This window comes from Azospirillum doebereinerae, assembly GCF_003989665.1.
GTDB classification, from domain to species: Bacteria; Pseudomonadota; Alphaproteobacteria; order Azospirillales; family Azospirillaceae; genus Azospirillum; species Azospirillum doebereinerae.
The window spans coordinates 34,750-56,899 of the sequence record NZ_RZIJ01000008.1; the positions used below are offsets into that span (position 1 = coordinate 34,750).

At 68.2% G+C, this 22,150-nt stretch carries 19 protein-coding genes; 4 read left to right on the forward strand and 15 right to left on the reverse strand.

Annotated elements, in window-relative coordinates; genetic code table 11:
• Positions 1-16 precede the first annotated feature (16 nt).
• Genes betC through tauA form a run of 4 tightly spaced genes read right to left on the reverse strand, consistent with a single transcriptional unit; the run spans position 17 to position 4,303 of the window.
• On the reverse strand, positions 17-1,582 hold the full coding sequence (betC, locus tag EJ913_RS11815) for a choline-sulfatase (protein ID WP_126998020.1): 1,566 nt from the start codon (positions 1,580-1,582) through the stop codon (positions 17-19).
• Positions 1,583-1,611: 29 nt separating this feature from the next.
• On the reverse strand, positions 1,612-2,463 hold the full coding sequence (locus EJ913_RS11820; protein ID WP_126998022.1) for an ABC transporter permease subunit: 852 nt from the start codon (positions 2,461-2,463) through the stop codon (positions 1,612-1,614).
• Positions 2,460-3,272 (reverse strand): taurine ABC transporter ATP-binding protein, encoded by an 813-nt coding sequence (locus tag EJ913_RS11825; RefSeq protein WP_126998024.1) that lies wholly within the window; start codon positions 3,270-3,272, stop codon positions 2,460-2,462. Before EJ913_RS11825 ends, EJ913_RS11820 begins: the two co-directional genes overlap by 4 nt.
• Before the next feature lie 26 nt (positions 3,273-3,298).
• Positions 3,299-4,303 (reverse strand): taurine ABC transporter substrate-binding protein, encoded by a 1,005-nt coding sequence (tauA, locus tag EJ913_RS11830; protein ID WP_126998026.1) that lies wholly within the window; start codon positions 4,301-4,303, stop codon positions 3,299-3,301.
• 367 nt (positions 4,304-4,670) lie between these two features.
• Here tauA and EJ913_RS11835 point away from each other — a divergent pair, with 367 nt between their 5' ends.
• A complete protein-coding gene (locus EJ913_RS11835; RefSeq protein WP_126998028.1) occupies positions 4,671-5,126 on the forward strand; it encodes an RrF2 family transcriptional regulator in 456 nt (151 codons plus the stop codon).
• A 192-nt stretch (positions 5,127-5,318) separates the two neighbouring features.
• On the opposite strand, the gene EJ913_RS11840 is transcribed toward EJ913_RS11835, so the two are convergent.
• The 3 genes from EJ913_RS11840 to EJ913_RS11850 form a co-directional block, all read right to left on the reverse strand.
• Entirely contained in the window at positions 5,319-7,127 is a 1,809-nt protein-coding gene (locus EJ913_RS11840; protein ID WP_126998030.1) for a putative bifunctional diguanylate cyclase/phosphodiesterase, read from the reverse strand.
• Positions 7,128-7,150: 23 nt separating this feature from the next.
• A complete protein-coding gene (locus EJ913_RS11845; protein WP_126998032.1) occupies positions 7,151-8,125 on the reverse strand; it encodes an alpha/beta hydrolase in 975 nt (324 codons plus the stop codon).
• Between the two features lie 116 nt (positions 8,126-8,241).
• Entirely contained in the window at positions 8,242-9,336 is a 1,095-nt protein-coding gene (locus EJ913_RS11850) for a malate/lactate/ureidoglycolate dehydrogenase (RefSeq protein ID WP_126998034.1), read from the reverse strand.
• A gap of 32 nt (positions 9,337-9,368) precedes the next feature.
• Between EJ913_RS11850 and EJ913_RS11855 the strand changes: the two genes are divergently transcribed.
• Positions 9,369-10,373: a C-terminal binding protein gene (locus tag EJ913_RS11855; protein WP_126998036.1), complete on the forward strand. Its 1,005-nt coding sequence runs from the start codon at positions 9,369-9,371 to the stop codon at positions 10,371-10,373.
• A gap of 327 nt (positions 10,374-10,700) precedes the next feature.
• On the opposite strand, the gene EJ913_RS11860 is transcribed toward EJ913_RS11855, so the two are convergent.
• The 5 genes from EJ913_RS11860 to EJ913_RS11880 form a co-directional block, all read right to left on the reverse strand.
• On the reverse strand, positions 10,701-11,951 hold the full coding sequence (locus EJ913_RS11860; protein WP_126998037.1) for a threonine synthase: 1,251 nt from the start codon (positions 11,949-11,951) through the stop codon (positions 10,701-10,703).
• Positions 11,952-11,955: 4 nt separating this feature from the next.
• Positions 11,956-12,852, reverse strand: coding sequence for an ABC transporter permease (locus tag EJ913_RS11865; RefSeq protein ID WP_126998039.1), 897 nt, complete (start codon positions 12,850-12,852; stop codon positions 11,956-11,958).
• A complete protein-coding gene (locus EJ913_RS11870; RefSeq protein ID WP_126998041.1) occupies positions 12,849-13,685 on the reverse strand; it encodes an ABC transporter ATP-binding protein in 837 nt (278 codons plus the stop codon). Before EJ913_RS11870 ends, EJ913_RS11865 begins: the two co-directional genes overlap by 4 nt.
• A 4-nt stretch (positions 13,686-13,689) precedes the next feature.
• A complete protein-coding gene (locus EJ913_RS11875) occupies positions 13,690-14,745 on the reverse strand; it encodes an ABC transporter substrate-binding protein (protein WP_244939331.1) in 1,056 nt (351 codons plus the stop codon).
• Positions 14,746-14,948: 203 nt separating this feature from the next.
• Positions 14,949-16,373, reverse strand: coding sequence for an FAD/NAD(P)-binding protein (locus EJ913_RS11880; RefSeq protein ID WP_244939332.1), 1,425 nt, complete (start codon positions 16,371-16,373; stop codon positions 14,949-14,951).
• Positions 16,374-16,619: 246 nt separating this feature from the next.
• On the opposite strand from EJ913_RS11880, the gene ssuD reads away from it, so the two are divergent.
• Together ssuD and EJ913_RS11890 are read left to right on the forward strand one after the other, a co-directional pair.
• Positions 16,620-17,825 (forward strand): FMNH2-dependent alkanesulfonate monooxygenase, encoded by a 1,206-nt coding sequence (ssuD, locus tag EJ913_RS11885; RefSeq protein WP_126998045.1) that lies wholly within the window; start codon positions 16,620-16,622, stop codon positions 17,823-17,825.
• Positions 17,826-17,949: 124 nt separating this feature from the next.
• Positions 17,950-18,624 carry a lysozyme inhibitor LprI family protein gene (locus EJ913_RS11890; RefSeq protein ID WP_126998047.1) on the forward strand — a complete coding sequence of 225 codons (675 nt, stop codon included), beginning with the start codon at positions 17,950-17,952 and terminating at the stop codon, positions 18,622-18,624.
• 6 nt (positions 18,625-18,630) lie between these two features.
• On the opposite strand, the gene EJ913_RS32985 is transcribed toward EJ913_RS11890, so the two are convergent.
• From EJ913_RS32985 to EJ913_RS11905, 3 genes are all read right to left on the reverse strand, one after another.
• Positions 18,631-18,753: a hypothetical protein gene (locus EJ913_RS32985; protein ID WP_280531375.1), complete on the reverse strand. Its 123-nt coding sequence runs from the start codon at positions 18,751-18,753 to the stop codon at positions 18,631-18,633.
• A gap of 68 nt (positions 18,754-18,821) precedes the next feature.
• Positions 18,822-21,002, reverse strand: coding sequence for a methyl-accepting chemotaxis protein (locus EJ913_RS11900; protein WP_126998049.1), 2,181 nt, complete (start codon positions 21,000-21,002; stop codon positions 18,822-18,824).
• Between the two features lie 288 nt (positions 21,003-21,290).
• Complete coding sequence (locus EJ913_RS11905) at positions 21,291-22,115, reverse strand: IS5 family transposase (protein WP_126998051.1); 825 nt, start codon at positions 22,113-22,115, stop codon at positions 21,291-21,293.
• Positions 22,116-22,150: the final 35 nt, after the last annotated feature.

Here is a 22,150-nt window from a genome sequence, read left to right on the forward strand (position 1 = left end):
TACGGCGTGCCCTTTATCAAACATCCGGGAAATCCGGCGGCACCGGTTCAACCGCCGGCAAACGGGCGATGGCCTTCAGCGTGTCCTCGGCGACGCCGAAGTTCCGCACGTAGGAGGTCGCCGCGTCGCGGTGGGGCTGGAAATCCCAGGGCGTGTGGCGGCCGGTCAGCAGGACGCGGTGGGCGAACAACCGGCGGTTCTGGCTCTCGATCACCGCGCGTTTCAGGGCCGGGGCGTCCCAGCGTTCCGCCACGGCGGCGGCGAGCGACGCCTCGACGTCGGCCAGCGTCGGGTCGCCGGCCCGGTTGACCAGCTCGCGCGGATCGACGTCGAGGTCGAAGAGCTGCGGCGGGTCGTCCTCGCAAGAGACGTATTTGTACGGCCCGCGCCGCACCATGAAGAGCGGGGACAGCGTGCCCTCGCCCAGATACTCGGCGTAGACCGGGCGTTCCGCGTCGCCCGCCCGCCCTTCCAGCAGCGGCAGCAGACTGCTTCCCTCCAGCGGATCGACCGGCGGCGGCGCGCGGTCGCCGATCAGGTCGAGGAAGGTCGGGAACAGGTCGACGTGCGACACCGGGGCGGACACCCGGCCGGGCGTCCAGCGCTTCGGCGCGTGGATCAGCAGCGGCACGCGCGACGACCATTCGAAGAAGGTCATCTTGTACCACATGCCGCGCTCGCCCAGCATTTCGCCATGGTCGCCGGTGAAGACCACGATGGTGTCCTCGGCCAGCCCGGCGCGCTCCAGCGCGGTCAGCAGCCGGCCGACCTGCTCGTCCACGTAGCTGATCGAGCCGTAATAGGCGTGGCGCGCCGTGCGGACGCGCTCTTCCGTCAGGTCGTAGCGGTGCAGGCTGTCCATGAGGTGCAGGCGGCGGCTGTGCGGATCCTGCTCCGCCACGGGGATCGCCGGAACGGCGGGGGCGTCGATGGCGTCGTGGTCGTAGAGGTCCCAATGCTCGGGCAGGCAGTTGAACGGGTCGTGCGGGTGGGTGAAGGACACCGCCAGGAAGAAGGGGGCCTCGTCGCCCTTTCCAGCCGCCGTGCGGCCATAGTCGTAGATCTTGCGCACCGCCTGATGGGCGGTCTCCTCGTCGAAGTCGATCTGGAGGCTGCGCTGGCAGGGACCGGCCTCGATCACGCTGGCCATGTGGTGCGACCAGTCGTAGCGCAACGCCCCGTTCGCCCAGTCCGGCGTCCAGCCGAAATCGGCCGGGTAGATGTCGGTGGTCAGCCGCTCCTCGAAGCCGTGAAGCTGGTCGGCGCCGACGAAATGCATCTTGCCCGACAGACAGGTGCGGTAGCCCGCCGCGCGGAAGTGATGCACGAAGGTCGGCACCGACGACGCGAACTCGGCGGCGTTGTCGTAGGCGCCGATGGACGACGGCAGCCGCCCCGACAGCAGCGAGAAGCGCGACGGCGCGCAGAGCGGGTAGTTGCAATAGGCGTTCTCGAAGACGACGCCCTCCGCCGCCAGCCGCGACAGGTTGGGCGTCCTGACCAGCGGGTGTCCGTAGAAGGGCAGGGCGGGGGCCGCCATCTGGTCGGCCATGATGAACAGGATGTTGGGCGAACGCGGCACTGAGGTCGAACTCCGGGGATGAGGATGGTTCAGCTCTTGCCCTTCCAGGGCACCAGCCACGCCTCCAGCAGGCGCATGCCGTAGGAGAAGGCGAAGGCCCACACGGCGATCACGCCGATGCCGACGAAGACCACGTCGGTCGCCAGGAAATGCGAGGCCGACATGATCATGAAGCCGATGCCGCGCGTCGCCGCGATCAGCTCTGCCGCGACCAGCGTGCTCCAGCCAACGCCGATGCCGATGCGCAACCCGGTCAGGATCTCCGGCAGGGCGCTGGGCAGCACGATGGCGCGGAACAGCTGCCAGCGGGTGGCGCCCAGCGACAGGGCGGCGTTGACCCGCTCGATCGGCAGCGCCCGCACCCCGGCCTGGGCCGACAGGCAGATCGGCGCGAACATCGCCAGCGTCAGCAGCACGATCTTCGACAGCTCGCCGATGCCCAGCCAGATGATCATCAGCGGCAGATAGGCCAGCGGCGGCAGCGGCCAATAGAACTCGATGGGGGTGTCGAGGACGCCCTTGGCCCAGCGGTTCAGCCCCATCGCCAGCCCCAGCGGGATGGCGAGCGACGCGGCGATGACGGCGGCGGTGACGATGCGGAACAGGCTGGCCGCCACATGCTCCCACAGCGTCGCCCCGGCGTAGCCGTCCTCGGCGATGGCGAGGAACTGGGTCGCCACCTCCTGCGGGCTCGGCAGGAACAGCGGCGGGACCAGCCGGTACTGCGCGGCCAGGAACCACAGCCCGAGCAGCGCCGCCCCGGTCGCGAGGCTGATCGGCGCCGTGCGGGCGCCGCCCAGGCCGAAGGGGTGCAACTGCACCAGCTTGGGTGCTGCTGGGGGCGCGGGGGTGGTGTCGTCGGCGCGGGCCAGATCGGTCATTGCAGCCACCCTTCGCGTTGTCCGCCCCGTCGCCCCTCATGGGACGGCCGGTGCACGATGTTGCGGATCTCGTCGTGCAGCTCGGCGAAGCGCGGGTCGGACAGGACCGCTCGCACGTCGCGGTCCGCCGCGAAGCGCCGCACGAAATCCAGGTCGAAGCGCGCGGTGATCCGCCCCGGACGCGGCGACATCACCACCACCGTCGTGCCGAGGAACAGCGCCTCCTCGATGGAGTGGGTGATGAAGAAGATGCGCTTGCCGGTGCGCGCCCAGACGTCGATCAGCAGCTCCTGCATCTGCTCGCGCGTCAGGCTGTCGAGCGCGCCAAAGGGCTCGTCCATCAGCAGGATCTTCGGGTCGGTCGCCAGCGCGCGGGCAATGCCGACGCGCTGGCGCATGCCGCCCGACAGCTCATGCGGGGTTGCGTCGGCGAAATCCTCCAGCCCGACCAGCCCCAGCAGCTCCTCCGCCCGTTCGCGCCGCCGCCGGGCCGGCAGGCCGGCGAATTTCAGGCCGAGCGCGACGTTCTCGGCCACCGTCTTCCAGGGCAGCAGCGTGTCCTTCTGGAAGACCACGCCCCGGTCGGCGCCGGGCTTCTCCACCGGCTGCCCGTCGAGCGTGATGGCGCCCTCGGACAGCGGCAGGAAGCCGGCGATGGCGTTCAGCAGCGTCGATTTCCCGCAGCCCGACGCGCCCAGTGCCACCACGATGCTGCCGGCGTCGATGTCCAGCGAGGCGCGGTCGAGCGCGTGGACCGTCCGGCCGTCGCGGGCGGGGAAGAAGACGCTGGCGTTGCGGACCTGGAGCATGGCGATCCCCTTTCCTGCGCTGGCGGTCAGCGCGCGTCCTTGACGTAGTCGGCGGTGACGAAGCCGCCGTAGCTCGGCAGGACGGTGGTGATCTTCTTCTGCTCCTTGAGGAACTCGGCGGTCGCCTTCAGGATCTTGGCGGCGCCGCTGCCCTCGCCGCCGGCCAGCCAGGAAACCGTCGCCTGCTGCTGCGCCGGGACCAGCGACAGGTTCGACAGGGCCGAGGCCTGATCGGCCGGCGTGCCGCCAAGCAGCTTGGCCAGCGCCTTCGCGTTCTCGGAGTCCGGGCCCCAGGCGGCCTTGTCGCTCTGGAAGGAGGCGCTGTACTTCTCGACGACGCCGGCGAAGCTCTTGAGGAAGGCCGGGTTGTCCTTGGCGAAGGGGGCGGTGGCGACCCAGGCGGTGAAGGTGGGCGCGCCCCGGTCGGCGACCTGCCGCGAGGTCAGCAGCACCGTGCCGGTCTTCTTCAGCTCGGTCAGCGCCGGATCCCAGACGAAGGCGCCGTCGAGGTCACCGCGATTCCAGGCGGCCACGATGTCGGGCTGCGGGATGGCGAAGACCTGGGCGTCGCGCTCGCTCAGCTTCTCCTGCTTGAGCACGGCGAGCAGCTGGTAATGGTCGGTCGAGACCGGGGCGGCGGCGAGCTTCTTGCCCTTCAGGTCGCCGGCCTTTTCGATGCCGGAGCCGTTGCGCACGACCAGCGCCTCGTCGGTGCCGGAAATGGTGGCGAGGTGGAAGGCCTTGACGTCGAGGCCCCGGCTGGTCGCCGCCGCGAAGGGGCTGGAGCCGACATAGCCGACCTGCACGTCGCCGGACGCGATGGCGGCGAAGATCTCGGCGCCGGAATTGAACTTGCGGAAATCGACCTCGGTGCCGGTGGCCTTGGCGAAATCGCCGTTGGCGATGCCCACCGAGGAGGGAAGGGCGTCCGTCTGGTAACCGACGACGACCTTGCCGCCCGCCGCCTCCGCCGTGAAGGGAAGGACGGCGGCCAGCGTGGCGAACGCGAAACGGGTCAGGGTCTTATTCATTGGTCGTCTTCCACAAGAAGAGTGAGTGTTTTGAATGGAGGTGCGTGGACTTCGGCGTCGGCTGTCCGTTGCTTGACCGGTCCCGCCGCGTCTCTCCCTGTTCGAAAAGCTTAGTGCGGCTTGAGCGGAGCGCGCAATCCCTAAAATACATAAATCTATAGAAATGTAGATTTTAAAGACGAGGAAATCTTGTATTTTATGGCCGCGCCTCGGCAAGGCAAAACGGGCGTTTCCCGTTTCTGCCGCTGGGAAAGCCGGTGTTGTCCGAACATCCAAGCCGGTTTATGTGTCTGGCCGGCGCGTCCACGCGGCGGTTCGGGCGCGCGGCCATCCCCATTGTCGCCGCACAGGATCGGATTCCGTCGGAATGTTGTCGCAGAAAGCCAAATACGCGCTCCGCGCCCTGATCATGCTGGCGGAGCGGGTCGACGACGACGACTTGATCCTGATCGCCGACATCGCGACACGCGAGAACATCCCGCGCAAGTTCCTGGAAGCCATCCTGGTGGAGTTGCGCAAGCAGGGCCTTCTGTTCGCCAAGCGCGGCAAGAGCGGCGGCTACCGGCTGGCCCGACCGCCCTCGGCGATCACCTTCGGCGAGGTGATCCGGCTGGTCGACGGGCATCTGGCGCCGATCCCCTGCGCCAGCAAATTCTCCTTCAAGCCCTGCGACGACTGCCTCGACCCCGGAACCTGTTCGGTGCGCTGGCTGATGGTGCAGGTGCGCGATGCGACCGCCGGGGTGCTCGACAACCACACGCTCGCCGACGCCCTGCGCCACCGGCAATCCACCGGCGATCTGGCCCCGAACTTCGACATCTGAGGCGAGGCGGCGGCGCGGATCCATCCCAAAACCCGCGCCACCGATCCCGAGACCGGACCGCCTTGCGAGCGCCGTCGGTCCCGACGAGCGGAAAACCTTAGGGAATTTTCCGCTTTCACCGTCGCAAGGAAGAGAGTAGCGCCAAAACCCTATATTGAAAATAGGAATCTTCTTCCGGCCGGTGGTTTGTTTTTATATAACGAAATCTCCGTGTTCAAGCGCGGCGTGCTCCCGCTCCAGCGCCCGCAGGGTCTGGGTCACGGCCTGGGCGTCGGCGGGGCGGCCCAGCAGGTAGCCTTGCAGCAGGTCGCAGCCGTTGCGCGTCAGCCAGTCGCGCTGCTCGGCCGTCTCCACGCCCTCGGCGACCAGCACCATGTTCAGGCTGCCGGCCAGCGCGATGATCGCCCGCGCGATGGCCTGCCCGCCCGCGTTGTCGCCCTCGGCGTCGCTGAGGCTGCGGGTGAAGGAGCCGTCCATCTTGAGGATGTCGAAGGGCAGGCAGTTGAGGTAGCTGAGGCTGGAATAGCCGGTGCCGAAATCGTCCAGCGCCAGCCGGATGCCCAGCCCCTTCAACGCCGTCAGCACCCGGCGGCTGAGCGCCATGTCCTCGATCAGCAGGCCCTCGGTGATCTCCAGCACCAGCAGCGCCGGGTCCAGCCCGGTGTCGGCCAGCACCGAGCGCACGTGGTCCACCAGCGACGGGTCGCGCAGCTGGCGGGGCGACAGGTTGACGGCGATCTCGACCGGCGGATGCCCGGCCTCCTGCCACGCGCGGGCCTGCCGGCAGGCGGTATCGAGCACCCAGCGCCCGATCGGCAGGATCAGCCCGGTCTCCTCGGTCACCGGGATGAACTTGGCCGGCGACACGAGGCCCAGCTCGTCGCAGCGCCAGCGCAGCAGCGCCTCCACCCCGACCGGCCGGCCGGTCGCGGCCTCGACCAGCGGCTGGTAGTGCAGGAAGAACTGGCCGCGCGCCAGCGCCTGGGCCAGCATGGTCTTCATGAACAGCCGTTCCGCCGCGACCGCCGTCATCGACGCGTCGTAGAACTGGACGTTGCTCCGACCGCGCTCCTTGGCCTGATACATCGCCATGTCGGCCTTGCGCAGCAGGTCGTCGACGGCCTCGCCGTCGTCGGGGAACACCACGCCGCCGATGCTGGCCGACAGGGCGTAGGCGTTGTCGCCCAAGGGGAAGGGCTCGGCCAGCGCCCGCTGCACGGCGTCGGCGACCGCCGTTACGGACTCGTCCCGGCTGGCGTCCTCGACGATCACGGTGAACTCGTCGCCGCCCAGCCGCGACAGGAAGACCGCCGGCCCCAGGCTGTCCGCGAGCCGCCGCGCGATGGCGGCCAGCAGATCGTCGCCCAGCGCGTGACCGAGCGTGTCGTTGATCTCCTTGAAGCGGTCGAAGTCGAGGAACAAAACGGCCAGCCGCCGCCCGCCGGCCCGCGCGCCGGCCATCGCCCGCTCCAGCCGCTGGCGGAACTGGAAGCGGTTGGGCAACCCGGTCAACAGGTCGAACTGTGCCAGATAGGCCATGCGGTCTTCGGTGGACTTGATGTGGGTGATGTCGCGGAACACCAGCACACCGCCGACGATCCGCCCGTCCGGCTCCAAGAGCGGGCGGGCGTTCAGCCGGATCCAAGTGCCGCGCCGCTGGTCCTCCCCGGAGGTGTCGGGGCTGCGGTTGCCGGCGATGAACAGGCTCTGGCGCTCGATGCTGTCGCCGCGGATGGCGCGGGTCATCGGCCGCAGGGCCGGCGGGCAGGGCGTGACCTGATCGTCCAACCGGAAGCTCGACCCGAAGCGCTCGTCGAAGGCGACGCCGTGCAGCGGCCCGAACACCGCCTCGGCCGCCGGGTTGGCGGTGATGATGCGGCCGTCCAGATCGGCGACGCAGACCCCCTCCGCCATGTTGTCCAGGACCAGTTGCAGGATCTGCGCGTGGCTGCCGAGCGCGGACGGCGCCGGCTCGACAAGACGGTGGAGGCTGTGACGCATGAGGGGAACTCCCGTCCGCTGGCTCAGGTCCCCAGATGCCGGCGCACGGCCAGCGCGGCGCGGGTGACGGCGCCGTCCGCCGCCTCGACCAGCCGGGTCATGCTGGCGAAGGAATGGGGCAGGGACTCGTACACCGTCAGGTCGTAGGGCACGTCGGCCGCCGCCAGCCGCTCGGCCAGCCGCAGGCTGTCGTCGCGCAGGCAGTCCAGCCCGGCGGCCAGCAGCAGCAGCGGCGGCAGGCCCGACAGGTCGGCCAGCAGCGGCGCGGCGCGCGGGTCGCGGGTGGTCTCGCCATGGCCGAGATACTGCCCCCAGTACCAGCGCATCCGCGCCGTGGTCAGGCCATAGCGCCCGTCGCCGAAACGGCGGTGCGACGGCGTGTGGAAGTCGTGCGCGAACATGCCGTAGAACAGGAAACCGAAGGACACGCGCGGCTCGCCGGGCGCGCGGGCGGCAAGCGCGGCGCCGAGCGCGAGGTTGGCCCCGGCGGAGTCGCCGCCGACCGCGATGCGGCCGCTGTCGAGACCATGGCTGGTTCCGTGCCGGGCGACCCAGCGCAAGGCCGCCAGCGCCTCGTCGTGTTGGTGCGGGAAGCGGTGCTCCGGCGCCCTGCCATAGGCCACCGCGACCACCACCGCGCCGCTGCGCACGGCGAGCAGGCGGAGCAGACGGTCGTGGGTGTCGACGCTGTTCACCACGAAGCCGCCACCGTGGAAATAGACCAGCGCCGGCAGCGGACGGCCCTCTCCGCCGGGTGGGCGGTAGAGCCGCAGCCGCAGCGGCCCCGCCGGGCCGGCGGCCTCGATCTCCTCGGTGCGGATCGCCGGGGCGTTGCGGTTCAGGAAGACGTGCGACCGTTCCGCCGCCGCGCGCGCCTCGTGCAGCGGCATGGCGAGCGGGTCGGCGGACACCAGCCCCTGCGCCTGCATCCCCTCGTGCAAGGCCACGACCTGCGGGTCGAGGCGGTCGAGCGTGAAAAGCTGGTTGGTGTCCGGCATGGTCTCATTCCCTCAAGCGAGCGATCCATGCGCCGACGCTACGCGGCTTTATTTCTACTGTCAATATAGACTATATTTCCACACATATGCGGTACAATGATGTGAAATCAGGATCCTCAGCCATGCCCCAGCAACGCCGCCACGTCCAAGCCGAAGCCGCCGCCGATCCGGTGCAGCGCCGCCAGCGTGTCGGGATCGAGCGCGATGCCGCGGTCTGCCGCCTGGGCGGCGTGCGCGCGCTCCGGCTCGCCGGGGATGCGGACGCGGTCGCTGCCGGGGGCGGGCGGGGTGTCCTCCATGTAGTCCAGCACCGCGTCGGTCAGCGCCTGCCAACCGGGACCGGCGACCCGGTCGGGATCGAGGAGGAAGGCCAGCGCGTTGTTGACCACCCGGCCCGGCCGCAGATTCTCCGGCAGGGCCGGCAGCCCGGCGGCGATGGTGCCGGCCAGGATCTCGCAGGCCAGCGCCAAGCCGTAGCCCTTGTGGCCGGAGTTGCGCCCGCCGAAGGGCAGGATGGCGCCGGTCGGCTCGGCGAACATCACGGCCGGATCGGTGGTGGGACGGCCCTTGGGATCGACCAGCAGGCCCTCGGCGACGGCCTCGCCCTTCGAGGCGGCGACGCGGCATTTGTTGGCGGCGACCGCGCTGGTCGCGAAGTCGAGCAGCACCGGCGCGTGGCCCGGCGTGCCCGGCACCGCGACGCAGATCGGGTTGGTGCCGAGACGCGGCCGCGCTCCACCGTGGGGGGCCGCCAGCGGCCGGCTGACCACGTTCACGAAGAACACCCCGATCAGCCCGGCGGCTATGCATTGCTCGCCATAGGCGCCGACACGCCCAATGTGGTGGGCGTTGCGCAGCGCCAGGATGGTGGCGCCGGTCCCGGACTTCGCCCGCTTGATGGCGAGATCGGTCGCCTCGCGCGCGATCACCTGCCCGTAGCCGACGTCGCCGTCCACCACCAGGAAGGGCGGCTCGTCGCGCAGGATTCGGGCGTGGCGGTTGGGGGTCAGGTATCCGCGCTCCAGGCTGGTCATGTAGACGGCGATCTGGCACACGCCGTGGCTGGCGTGGCCCTTGGCGTCGGAGTCGACAAGGTTGGCCGCGACGATGGCCGCCTCCTCCGGCGCGCTGCCGGCGCGGCGCAGGATGGCGTCGAGCGTGGCGACGAGGCGGTCGGGGGAAAAACGGCCAGCGGGAAAAGACGCGCTCATTGGGTTCACTCGCAGCAGGAAGGCATGAGGGAATGACGGGGGACAAGCGTTGGGTCGTCGGCGTGACCGATCACATGATGGGACCGCCGGTGCTGGAGGCCCAGGTGCTGGGCGAGGCCGTGGAGGTCGACTTCTTCGACACCCGGCGGGAGGAGGACTTCGACCCGGCCCGGCTCGCGCGGCTCGACGCGCTGCTGGTCTGGGGCGCCCCCGTGACCCGGCGCAGCGTTCCGCACCTGACGCGCTGCAAGGGCGTCGTGCGGTTCGGCGTCGGTTACGACAAGATCGACGTGGCGGCGCTGGCCGAGGCCGGCATCCCCTTCGCCAACAACCCTGATTACGGGACGGAGGAGGTCGCCGACCACGCCGTCGCGCTGATCCTGTCGTTGCAGCGCCGGCTGTGGGAGCACGACCACCGCGCCCGGTCCCACACCACGACGTGGCAGACCAACACGTTGTCGCCGCTGCTGCGCTCGGCCAAGGCGACGGTCGGGGTGGTGGGCGTCGGTCGGATCGGCACGGCGGTGGTCAACCGGCTGAAGCCCTTCGGCCACCGCATCCTCGGCTTCGATCCGCACCAGCCGGCCGGGCACGAGAAAGCGGTCGGTTATGCGCGGGTCCGCCGGCTGGAGGATCTGCTGGGTCAGGCCGACATCGTGACCTTCCATTGCCCGCTCGATTCCACGACGCGCGGGTTGTTGTCCGCCGAACGGCTGGAGCGGTTCAAGCCGGGCGCCATCCTGGTCAACACCGCGCGCGGCGAGCTGCTGGACGGGCTCGACGGGCTGGAGGCGGCGCTGCGGAGCGGGCGGCTGGCCGCCGCCGGGCTGGATGTGCTGCCGAGCGAGCCGCCCGCCCCGCACCCGCTGCTCGACGCGTGGCGGGAGCGGGCCGACTGGCTGGCGGGGCGTCTGGTGGTGACGCCGCACAACGCCTTCCATTCCGACGCTGCCGCCATCGAGATGCGCACGAACGCCGCCGAGACGGTGCGCTTGCTGCTGGAGGAGGGGCATCTGCGCAACCGCATTTTGGAGTGAGGGTGCGGGGGCGTCGGCTGGCGATTGCCCCCACCCCGGCCCTCCCCCGCTGGGCGGCTACGGCATTCACACATCTCGCATATGCGGTAGGAAATGCGGCTTGGCATTGAATAGAGCCCCTCTCCCCTTGTGGGAGAGGGGTTGGGGTGAGGGGGCGCAAGCTTCCGCCTTCGGCGGAACACCCCTCATCCCAACCCTTCTCCCTCAAGGGGAGAAGGGCATTCGCTACCAAAGGTCGCAAATTTCTTGCATATGCGAGATGTGTGAATGCCGTAGCGCCCAGCGGGGAAGGGTTAGGGAGGGGCAATCGCCAGCCGAGGCCTCCCCTCAGAACCCTTCCCAATCGATCGGCTGATGCCGGTCCAGCGTGCGATGCACCGGCGGCAGCGGATACTTCAAGCCCGTGGCGCAGTTGAACAGCACCGCGCGTTCGTGCCGGCCCACCCGACCGTCGGCGAGCGCCTGCTTGTAGGCCGCGTAGGTTGCCGCCCCCTCCGGGCACAGCAGGAAGCCTTCCTCGCGCGCCGCCTCGTCCAGCGCCGCCTGGATCGCCGCGTCCTCCACCGCGATGGCGAAGCCGCCGCTTTCGCGTACCGCGCGCAGGATCAGGAAATCGCCGACCGCCTGGGGCACGCGGATGCCCGACGCGATGGTGTGGGCGTCCTCCCAGCGCGGCGCGTGCTCCTCCCCGGCCTCCCAGGCGCGGACCATCGGGGCGCAGCCGGCGGCCTGCACCGCGACCATGCGCGGGCGCTTCGATCCGATGAAGCCGATGGCCTCCAACTCCGCGAAGGCCTTCCACATGCCGATCAGTCCGGTGCCGCCGCCGGTCGGGTAGAAGATCACGTCGGGCAGCTCCCAGCCGAGCTGCTCGGCCAGCTCCAGCCCCATCGTCTTCTTGCCCTCGATCCGGTAGGGCTCCTTGAGGGTGGAGACGTCGAACCAGCCGACCTTGGCCTTGCCCTCGCCGACGATCTTGCCGCAATCGTCGATCAGCCCGTTCACCCGGTAGACCGTGGCGCCCTGAAGCTCGATCTCCGAGACGTTGACCTCCGGCGTGTCGGCCGGGCAGAACACCGTCGTGCGGATCCCCGCCCGGCTGGCGTAGGCGGCCAGCGCGGCGCCGGCGTTGCCGTTGGTCGGCATCGCCATGTGGGTGATGCCGAACTCCTTGGCCATCGACACCGCCATCACCAGCCCGCGCGCCTTGAAGGAGCCGGTGGGCAGCCGCCCCTCGTCCTTCACCAGCAGTTCGGAGGCGCCGAGTTTCGCCGCCAGCTTGGGCAGCGGGACCAGCGGGGTCACCGCCTCGCCCAGGCTGACGATGTCCTCGACCCGGCGGACCGGCAGAAGCTCGCGGTAGCGCCACAGATCCTGCGGGCGCCCGGCCAGCGCCTCCTTGGTCAGAGCGCGCCTGACGCCGTCCAGGTCGTAGCGGACCAGCAGCGGCTTGCCGGCGCGCGACAGGTTGTGGACCGTGTCGGCCTCGTAGCGCTCGCCGGTGTAGGCGCAGTCGAGATGCGTGACGAAGGTCGGGCGTTCGGTGGTCAGATTGGCATCGAAACGAGGTGACGTCATGATTTTAGCGAACCATTCCCCATGCGCGCACGGTGTGCGCCTCGATCCAGCGGAAGACGACGTTCTCGACGAGCAGCCCGATCAGGATGACCGTGGCCAGACCGGCGAAAACCTTGTCGGTGTAAAGCTCGTTGCGGTTCTGGAAGATGAACCAGCCGAGCCCGCCCTTACCCGACGACACGCCGAACACCAGCTCGGCCGCGATCAGGGTGCGCCACGCGAAGGCCCAGCCGACCTTCAGCCCGGTCAGGATCGCCGGGAAGGCGGCGGGGATCAGCACGGTCGCCACGTAGCGCGGCCCGCGCAGCCCGTAGTTCCGCCCGGCCATCCGCAGCGTTTCCGACACCGAGGTGAAGCCGGCGTGGGTGTTCAGCGCCAGCGGCCACAGCACGGCGTGGACCAGCACGAAGGTCAGGCTGACCGCCCCCAGCCCGAACCACAGCATGGCGAGCGGCAGCAGGGCGATGGCTGGCAGCGGGTTGAACATCGCGGTCAGGGTGGAGAGCAGGTCGTCGCCGATCCGGGTCGAGACCGCCAGCGTGGTCAGCCCCACCGCCAGCACCACGGCGATGGCGTAGCCCTTCAGCAGGATCGACAGCGACACCCAGGCCATCGGCAGCAGGGTGTCGTTCAGCGCCGCGTCCCACAGCGCCGCCGCCGTGGCGGTGAAGGTGGGGAACATCAACGGGTTGTTCTGCCAGACCGCCGCCGCCTGCCAGACCGCCGCGATGACCGCCAGCAGCAGGACCCGGCGCAGCGCCGCGACGTTGACCAGCTTCTCCCAGGGCGACAGCGGGCGGGCGGCGTCGCCGATCACCCCGGTGTCGGTGACCGCGCGCTCGTATTCGGGACGGATCGGGGGCGTGGGACGGAAACGGTCGGGGGCGGACAGGTCGGTCATGCGCCGGTGCTCCCCTGCGCTTCGACCTCGTCGGCGAACAGCATGGTGTGGATGCGCCGGGCGGTCGACTGGAAGGCCGGGCTTCCGGTGGAGGCGAGGTCGAAGTCGTGGCAGTTCACCTCGGCCTTGACCTGCCCCGGATGCGGCGACAGCACCAGGATGCGCGAGCCGACGACCAGCGCCTCCTCGATGGAATGCGTCACGAACAGCATGGTGAAGCGCACGTCGTCCCAAAGCTGGAGCAGCTCCTCCTGCATCTTGCGCCGGGTCAGGGCGTCGAGCGCGGCGAAGGGCTCGTCCATCAGCAGGACGTCCGGCTCCATCGCCATGGCGCGGGCGATGGCGACGCGCTGCTTCATGCCGCCCGACAGGGTGTGCGGGTAGGAATTGGCGAATTTCGTCAGCTTCACCTTGGCGATGGCGTCGAGCGCCTTCTCCTCCGCCTCGCGGCGGTTGGCCTTGCCGCTGGCGAGCAGCGGGAACATGACGTTCTGCTTGACCGTCTTCCAGGGCGGAAGCTGGTCGAACTCCTGGAAGACCATCATGCGGTCCGGGCCGGGCTGCGTCACCGCATGCCCGTTCAGGCGGATCGCCCCCTCCACCGGCGCCAGGAAGCCGCCGACCGCCTTGAGCAGCGAGGACTTCCCGCAGCCCGACGGCCCCAGCAGCACGAAGCGCTCCGCCTGGAACAGCTGGAAATCGACCCGGTAGCAGGCCGTCACCAGATGGTCGCGCGTCTTGTACTGGAGCGTCACCCCCGACACGTCCAGCAGGGGACGGTGCGAGGCGGCGTCGGCGGCGGTGTCCACGGCGGGGTAGGAGAGGGCGTTCATGGCGTCAGCTCCCGGTTTCGGTGTGCAGATCCTCGAAGAAGGTGTCCTTCCACGAGGCGGGCTTGTTCTTGATGGCGCCGACCTTGTGCATGAAGGTGGCGAAGCGCTCGATCTCGCGGGGGACGACCGTGAACTGGATGTCCGGGTCGTCGAGCAGCTTCAGCAGGAAGGCGCGGTCGAGGTCGCCCTTGTTCACGGCCAGATAGGCGTCGGCGGCCGCCGCGTGGTCCTTGTTGATGATCGCCACGGCTTCCTTCAGCGCGTCGAGGAAGGCCTTGTAGGTCTTGGGATTCTTGGTGCGGAAGGCTTCCTTGCACCAGATCAGGTTGAAGGTGTGCGGCCCGCCCAGCAGGTCGTAGGAGCTGAACACCTTGTGGATCTTGGGATCCTGGAGCTGCTGGTACTGGAAGGGCGGGGCCGAGATGTGGCCGGTGATCTCCGACGAGCCCGACAGCAGGGCGGCGGTGCCGTCCGGGTGCGGCAGCGAGATGGTCAGTTTGTCGAGCGCGTCGAACTTGCCCTCGCCGAAGGCCTGCTCGGAGGCGATCTGGAGGATGCGGGCCTGGACCCCGACCTTGACCGCCGGCAGGGCGATCTTGTCCTTGTCGGTGAAGTCCTTGACCGTCTTCACGTTGGGATTCGTGGTGGTCAGGAACAGCGGCATGTTGTTCAGCGCCGCGATGGACTTGACGTTGGCGTTGCCCTTGGTGCGGTCCCAGATGGTCAGCATCGGCCCGACCCCGGCCGAGCCCAGGTCGATGCTGTCGGACAGCAGCGCGTCGTTCATCGCCGCCCCGCCGGAGAGCTGCGCCCATTCCACCGTGACGTCGACGCCCAGCTCCTTGCCGTGCTTCTCGATCAGCTTCTGGTGACGCAGGACGTGCAGCGGCAGGTAGCCCAGCCCGAACTGCTCGGCGATGCGGATGGTGCCCTCGGCGGCGGCGGGGACGGCCAGCGAGCCCAGCAGCACCGCGGCGCCGACGGCGGCCATCAGCGCGCGGCGGACCCGCCCCAGCGGCGATCCGGATGCGTGGGGGGAGACGGAGCGGATGGGCGGCATGTCGCGAGATACCCCTGTTATGGCTTTTAAAAAGCAAACTTTGTGTGTGCTTTCTGTTGCCGAACAGGATGGTCATCGTGAAATGCCGAGTCAATTCGAATCTATAAACCTACATAGATATAGTTTTATAAAAAATGTTGACCATCCTGCGGCGGGCGGCGGGGAGAACCGCCGCCCGCACGCGCAGGCACCGTCGATGCCGTTCAGGCGAAGCCGTCCGCCTCGGTCCATTCGTCGCCCAGAAGTTCCGGCGTCTCGAAGGACTGCAACCGCTGCCAGTGCCGGTCGTAATCCTCGGCGAACAGCCGGCTGGCGATGCCTTCCGCCAAGCGCTCCGCTCCGGCGCTGATGCCGGGAATGTCGCCGGTCACCCGGCCGTGGCTCATCACCGCCGCGTAGTTGAAGGCGTGGACGCGGCCCAGCCATGGCGCTTGGCCGGGGTTGCGCTCCTGGAACTCGAAGCGGTTTCCGAGATAGGGGTATTGGGCGAACTCGCTGCCCTCCTTGCCGGGCGCCACGTAACGGTCGCGCCACAGCAGGGCGTTCTCGGCCAGCGCCGCCAGTTCCGGCCGCTGTTCCCAATCCACGGTGAAGCCGGTCGCCAGCACGACGTGATCGACCACCGCCCGGCCGCGCGTGGTGTCCAAGACCAGCCGGCCGTCCTCGACCGTGGCGCCGTTGATGGAGCAGCCGGTCAGCAGCGCGAAGTTCGGGTGGCGCGAGCAGCGCAGCATCGAATTGTGCGGGGCCGGCACGGCGGTGTCGGCGATGTACTGGTTCTGCTCCCAGCGCTGCGCGTCCGTCAGGTCGTTGAAGCCCAGCACGATTCCGGGATGGCCGGCGCCCAGCGCCTTGTTGACGCGCGGCACCTCGGCGCGGCGGATCAGCATGTACACCTTGGCGGCCCCGGCCTCCAGCGCCGTGCCCGCGTTGTCGACCGCTCCGGCCCCGGCGCCCAGCACGGCGACGGTCTTGCCGGCCAGCGCCGCGAAGTCGATGTCCTCATGGGCGTGGCTCCAGAACCGCTTGTCGACCGCCTTCCAGAAGGGCGGCACGAACGGCCCGCCCAGCCCGTCGCGGCCGTTCGCCAGGATGACCCGGCGCGCGGCGACGCGGCGTTCGCCGTCCGGCCCGTTCAGGTTCAGCGTCACGCCGTCCGCGCCGCCGGCCAGCCCGGTCAGCGCCACGCCGTTCTCGACCGGCGGGTTGGTGACGCGGCGGTACCAATGCAGGTAGTCCAGCCATTGCAGGCGCGGGATGCGGTGCAGCGTCTCCCAGGCGTCGCGGCCGAACTGCGCCTCGAACCACGCCCGGAAGGTCAGGTTGGCGAAGCCCAGCGCCGGTCCGGCCAGCGTCTTGGGCGAGCGCAGCGTCTCCATGCGGGCGTAGGTCCCCCACGGCCCTTCCCGCCCGGCCGGGGCGCGGTCGAACAGGCGGATGTTGGTGATGCCGAGCTTGCGCAGCGCAAAGGCCGCCGTCAGCCCGGCCATCCCGGCGCCGACGATGGCGACGTCGAGCGCGCCGTCCTGCGGCGGCACCCAGGCGGGCGGCGGCACCATCAGCAGGTCGAGGTCGCGGGCGAAGCGCGCCTCCAGTTCGGCCAGGGAACGCGGTCCGGTGTCGGTCACGGCGTGGTGTCCTTTGTTTTCCTGTACGTCAGTCGTCGCGTCGTCCGCCGGTTTCACGGACGGCGGTGCAGCATACGACGTGGGCATTTTGTCGCATATAACCCTACTTCAAAGATAGATTTTAATGTTGATTCCCTGCGTTCAGCGCGTTCATTGTTCCGGGCGTGACGCAGGGCGCCGCGTTCAATTCCGCCGCCCCCCGCGCAGCCCCCCACCGCCGCCTTGACCATCGGGAGCGTTCCGTTCATGACCACCCCCTCGCCCGCGACCGCCGCCACGCCCGCCGCGCCGGACATCCTGTGGTTCCTGCCGACCGCCGGGGACGGCGCCTATCTCGGCTCGGAGATCGGGCACCGGCCGGTCGATCCGAAATACCTCGCGGAGATCGCGCGCGCCGCCGACCGGCTCGGCTATTACGGCGTGCTGGTGCCGACCGGCCAGTCGATGGAGGATCCGTGGATCACCGCCGCCGCGCTCATCCCGCAGACCGAGCGGCTGCGCTTCCTGCTGGCGCTGCGGCCCGGCGTGTTCACCCCGGCGCTGGCGGCGCGACAGGCGGCGACGCTGGACCGGCTCAGCAACGGGCGCGTGCTGATCAACGTGGTGGCCGGCGGCGCGCCGCAGGAGCTGGCCGGCGACGGCTTCTTCCTGGACCATGACGCGCGCTACGACCACGCCCGCGAATTCCTGCACATCTGGCGCGGCCTGCTGGCCGGCGAGACGGTGCGCTACGAGGGCGAGCATCTGAAGGCCGACGGCGGCCGGCTGCTGTTCCCGCCGGTCCAGCGCCCGCACCCGCCGCTCTATTTCGGCGGTTCGTCGCCGGCCGCGCACCAACTGGCGGCGGAACTGCACGACGCCTACCTGACCTGGGGCGAGCCGCCCGAGCAGGTGAAGGCCAAGATCGACGACGTGCGCGAGCGCGCGGCGAAGCTGGGCCGCACCCTGCGCTACGGCCTGCGCGTCCACCTGATCGTGCGCGAGACGGAGGCCGAGGCCTGGGCCGCCGCCGACCGGCTGATCAGCCATTTGTCCGACGACACCATCGCCGCCGCCCAGAAGCGGTTCCGCGAGGAATCCGACGCGGTCGGCCAGCACCGCATGGCGGACCTCCATGGCGGGCGCCGCGACAAGCTGGAGATCAGCCCGAATTTGTGGGCCGGCATCGGCCTTGTCCGGGGCGGCGCCGGCACGGCGCTGGTCGGCGATCCCAAGACGGTGGCGGCGCGCATCCGCGAGTATCAGGCGTTGGGCATCGACACCATCGTGGCGTCGGGCTACCCGCATCTGGAGGAATCCTACCGGGTCGCCGAACTGCTGTTCCCGGAGCTGGGCATCCCGGCCGGCGGCCGGCGCGACCGTCTGGCACCCGTCCCGGCCCCGGTGGCGGCGCGCACGGAGACCCGGCTGAACTGGGAGGGCTTCCCGCCGCCGCTGGTGGCGGCGTCCTGAGGGGGGCCGCGCGCCCGTTGACCGCCCCCGGTTGCTGCGTCAGGCTTCGGCTTGAGAGCGTCCGGGGATGGTCCGGTGGGGGCCGTCCGGTCCGGAAGCTGTGTCCACGACCGAAGGTTCGCGCATGCGGTTCCGTCTGATTCCGGCCCTCGTCCTGCTGGCTCTGCCGTCCGCCGCCGGGGCCGCGAGCTTCCCTTGCGCCAAGGCGTCCACCGCGACCGAGACGGCGATCTGCGCCGACTCGGTCACGTCGAAGCTGGATGAGCGGCTGTCCGCCGCCTACCGGGCCGCGCTCAAGCGGCTGTCGGGCGCCAGTCCGGAGGACGGGGCGGCGGGAACGGCGGTCAAGGCCGACCAGAAGGCGTGGATCGCCGACCGCAACGCCTGCGGCAACGCCGTGCCCTGCCTGCGCATGGCGTATGAACGGCGTTTGGCGGTGCTGAGCTTCCGCCCCGACCCTGGCGCGCCCAAGCCCGCCGACCGCTACGTCGGCACCTTCGATTACGAGGGCTTCGTCGGGATCGCGGCCATGGCGCTGCGCGACGGGCGCGTGGCCGTCAGCGTCAGCGGCGCGGAGCCGACCAACGCGCGGTGGGTCTGCGACTTCTCCGGCGTCGGCAGCCTGGACGCCGCCGGCCGGCTCGTCGTCGGGACCCCCAACGACGAGGGCGAGGGGCTGGTCCTGCAAGCCAAGGGAACCTCGGTCGTCGAGATTCCGGAAACCCCGCACAACAAGGTGGCCAGCTCCAACTGGTGCGGCTTCAACGGCAGCGTCCTGTTCGAATACCGCCGGAAGTAACCGGTCTTACGCCGCCAGCCGGCCGGCGATGGTACGGTGTTCCTGCGTGCGCCCGCCATAGCCGTAGGCGTCCGCCGGAACCTCGTGGACCAGGGCGCAGCTTTCCGGACACTCCCTCTGGATGCCCATTGTCCTTACCTAGGTTTTCCGTTCGCTTGCTACTCGACCCCCTCATACAAGGGAGGTCGTAGCAGCTTCTAGGCAGTGCGGACCTTTGACAGGAAACCGGTCACCACCGCACGCAGGCGTCCCGCTTCGTCGCCAAGCTGGGCGGCGACGGTCAACACCTGCCCTGCGGACTCGCTGGCCTCCGCCGCTGCTTGCCGGACAACTTCGATGTTCGATGTGACCTCCTGGGTGCCGTTGGCAGCTTGCTGAACGTTGCGGGCTATTTCCAGTGTCGCTGCGTTTTGCTCCTCCACCGCGGCGGCGATCGTGGTGGCGATGTCATTGATCTGGCCGATGATCGTGCCAACACTCTTGATCACCGCTGTGGTCTCCCCAGTGACCCGTTGCATGTCATTCACCTGACCAGCGATCTCCTCGGTTGCCTTGGCGGTCTGGTTAGCAAGATTCTTCACCTCTCCGGCGACCACCGCAAAGCCCTTGCCCGCCTCTCCGGCACGAGCCGCCTCAATGGTCGCGTTCAGAGCAAGCAGGTTGGTTTGGGCGGCGATGGACTGGATGAGCTGCACCACCGTTCCGATCTTCAGCGCCGCCTCGTTCAGCCCCAACACTTGTCTGTTCGCCTGTTGAGCGGCAGCGACGGCATCGCGAGCGATGTCCGCTGAGCGGTTGACCTGTTGTCCGATTTCGCGAATGGAGCCGGACAGTTCCTCCGTTGCCGCCGCAACGGTCTGAACATTCACGTTGGCTTCTTCAGAGGCTGATGCAACGACCACCGACTGCTGGCTCGTCTGTGTTGCGGTGCTGGTCATGTTCTGGGCGGTGATGCCCATCGCCCGGGCGGCGCCGTCCACCCCCTCGACCACGCTCATGACTTGCCCTTCCAAATCGTCGGCAAGCCGCAGCATCCCTGTGCGCCGCTCTTCCTCCGAACGCGTCTGGTCCTTGGCCCGCTGAGTGTTCATACGCACAAGGTCGGCAAGCATTTTGCGCAGTGCATCGGCCAGGACGCCAACCTCGTCCACCTGCTCGACGTCAAGCTTCTGGTCAAAGCGACCGGCGGCGATCCCCTCCGCAAAGCCGACGCACGCACGAATTGGCCGCGCGACACCACGTGCCATGCCCCACATAACCCCGACCGCCGCGAATGCCACCAGCACCGCGATCCCGACCTGCCATAGCACCGTGGAATTTGCCCGCTCATCCAGCGCTGCACCAAGGGTAACGCTGTCCGCGAGAACGACGCTTTGCGGCACCTGGATCAGCACCGCCCATGGCTTCCCGGTTTGCCCCAGGGTAATAGGGGCGAGCGTCCGCAACATCTTCGACTGGGTGTCGATCTCGACCTTCGGCTGCCCGCTCTTCACTACGGCAATATCCTGCTCCCAGGAGGTATTGAGCTTGGAGAGTGGCTGACCGATCAACTCAGGCCGCGCGCTGTGTGCGACGATCAAGCCCATGTTGGATACAATTATTACTTCATTGCGCCCGTCGAAGATCGACTTGCTGACCTGACTGGTCAGCTTCTGCACAAAATCGAGGTCGAAGTCGGAGCCGGCGACTCCCTGGAACTTGCCGTCGACGATGATCGGCACGGAAAGCGTGGCCAGAAAGACCTGCTTGCCTTGCACGATATATGGCAGGGGATCGAGAACGCTCTCCTTGCCCGTTTCCTTTGGACCGATATACCAGCCGCCCTTCATGACGCCGTTGGGGTGCAGGTCGCGGCTGTCATATTCTACGAGCGACTGCATGGCGATCCGACCGTTGTGATCGCGGTTCCAATAGGGGATGAACCGGCCCGTTGCGTCGGTGCCGGTATCACGCCTGTTGCGGAACTGCTCGTCACGCCCGTCGAGGGCATTCGTTTCCCAAGCCGTGTAGGTGCCATTGAACAGCTTGTTGTTGCTCAGGACGTTCAGCAGCATTGCGTTGAGTGCCTCACGGCGCTGTTCAACGGGCACTGCACCAACGTTCTTCTGGTCCACCATGGTGGCAAAGCCGTGCGCCATGGTGCGAGCGGCATTGAGGGCGGTTTCGAACTCTGAACGGATCAAGCCGGCTTGGGTTGAGGCTAGATTCTGAATGGCCTCCTTCGATTTCTTTTCGAGGAGTTCGGAGACGTTCTGGCCAACGAAGTCGTTGGTTGCATTGGCTGAGAAAATACCAAAGCCAACCATAGCCACGATCGTTCCTGCCAGACAGAGTCCGGAGAGCGAAGCGATCTTCAACTGAAATGACTTGATCTGCATTCTTTTTATCCTATTCATCGCAAGATAAGAAGGGCGGCAGGTACGATCATGCTAAGGCTATAACAGCAAGTCCGCCAATTATTGCATTATTATGTCTAAGGCTGTCCAGTGGAACAATTAGGTTTTCCCATGCGACAAACATACGCGGATATGCCATTCGGCTAACATCAGATTATCTAGTTATTTTATTACTTGGCGACATATTTAAAATCACCCGCAGGTGAATTCCATTACGTTGGGAGCGAGCGATAGGTGTTAGAGTCTGACTCTGAATCGCTCTGGCTGTGGTCATGTTCTGGCGACCCGTCGAACGAGGATTTTAACGCTGGCGATGAAGAGCCACGCCAAGGCGCTTTCGACGGTAGCCTCGAAGTCCTTGGTCAGGCGGCGGTTTCGGTTGAGCCACGCGATCAGGCGCTCGACGACCCAGCGGCGGGGGAGGAGTTCGAAGCCCTTGGAGATATCGGAGCGCTTGATGATCTCCACGGTCCAAGTGCCGATCCGATCGAGCGCGGTTTCCAATTTGGGACCGGTATAGCCGCCATCGGCGAAGACATGACGCAGCCAAGGGAAAAGGGTTCGGATGGAAGCCAACAGCGCTGGTGCTCCGTCCCGGTCTTGGACATCGGCGGCGTGAACCGTTGCCGCTACGAGCAAGCCATTGGTATCGCTCAGGAGATGGCGCTTGCGCCCCTTGATGCGCTTGCCCGCGTCGTAGCCGCGTGGCCCGCCCGCCTCGGTGGTCTTGACCGACTGGCTGTCGATCGCGCCCGCCGAAGGACTGGCTTCGCGTCCCATCGCCTCACGGACCACCATCACCAAGGCATGGTTGATCCGCTCCCAGGTCCCATCGTCGCGCCAGCGGTAGAAATAGCCCTGCACCGTCGTGAACGCCGGCAAATCCTTGGGCAAAAGGCGCCATTGGTAGCCCGTCTGCCCGATGTAGAAAATGGCGTTCACCACCTCGCGCAAGGCAACCCGCCGAGGGCGGCCACGTCGGCAGGGATCGGGCAGGTGACGGGAAATCACCGCCCATTCCGCATCGGTCGTATCACTTGCATAGCGCAGCCCGTCCCGACGATACTTCGGGCGCGTGGTTTCGGTCCAGGCCATCAGTGGCTTCCGGTTTTGTGTCGCAACTCAACCGA